Origin of the sequence: Rhodovulum viride, from assembly GCF_003265965.1 — a bacterium.
Classification (GTDB): Bacteria; Pseudomonadota; Alphaproteobacteria; order Rhodobacterales; family Rhodobacteraceae; genus Rhodovulum; species Rhodovulum kholense.
In genome coordinates, this window is sequence record NZ_MUAV01000138.1 from 1 (window position 1) to 742 (window position 742).

Genomic DNA, 742 nt, shown 5'->3' on the forward strand with positions numbered 1-742 from the left:
CCGTCAGGGACGGTTTCGGGCCGGTCGGGCCGGTGGGCCGGGGCGGTCGGACGGCCCCATGCCTCCGAAGGCACGGACAAGGGGGTGCGGGGGTCAGCCATCGGCGCCGCCTCCGGCCAGTTCCCCGCCGCAGGCGGCATAGCCCGCCATGTCGATCCAGTTGTCGGCATGGCTTGGATTGGTCCAGGCGCGCGCCGTCTTCAGGTCGATCAGCAGGATCGCCACCTGATCTGGCGTGATCTCGACCCCCAGCCGCGCCGACCAGAGCCGCGCGATGGCGCCGAACGTGTCCTCTGGTCGGCCGTGGGTCGCGGCCCGATCCACGGTGACGGCCTGACAGGCGGCCTGCAGGAGGGCTGACCGATCCATCAGAACGGCTCGTCGACGGGCGCACCGGCGCCGTGGGACTGTCTGGCCGCCATGCGGGTCTTGAACTCGTCGGTGAGGCGGAGGCCGCGATAGCCGGTCGCGTCGCGCTTGGCCGGAATGAAGGATTTGCCGGTATGGGGATGGCGCCAGCGGCTGGCCTTCTGCTTGAGGCGCATCGAGACTGTGCGCCCACCCCAGCGGGTTTCGCCGCGATCTTCGAGCCAGAAGTTGAAGGCCTCGATCAGCTCGCGCGAATAAAGGAAGTCGGCCTCGGCGCCGGTGACGATGGCGCATTCGGTCAGGAAGGCGCCCACAGGGTCGCTTTCCTCGCGGTATTCGGCCGTGGCCTCCAGCACCCGGTCGGGCGGGCGGA

The 742-nt window shown here is 70.1% G+C and carries 1 protein-coding gene and 1 pseudogene; both read right to left on the reverse strand.

The features are described from left to right. Positions 1-93: 93 nt before the first annotated feature. On the reverse strand, positions 94-369 hold the full coding sequence (locus tag BYZ73_RS21465; protein WP_112317590.1) for a DUF6378 domain-containing protein: 276 nt from the start codon (positions 367-369) through the stop codon (positions 94-96). Further along, positions 369-742, reverse strand: a pseudogene (locus BYZ73_RS23155) (primase-like DNA-binding domain-containing protein); the annotation flags it as partial. The gene BYZ73_RS21465 and the pseudogene BYZ73_RS23155, both read right to left, overlap by 1 nt.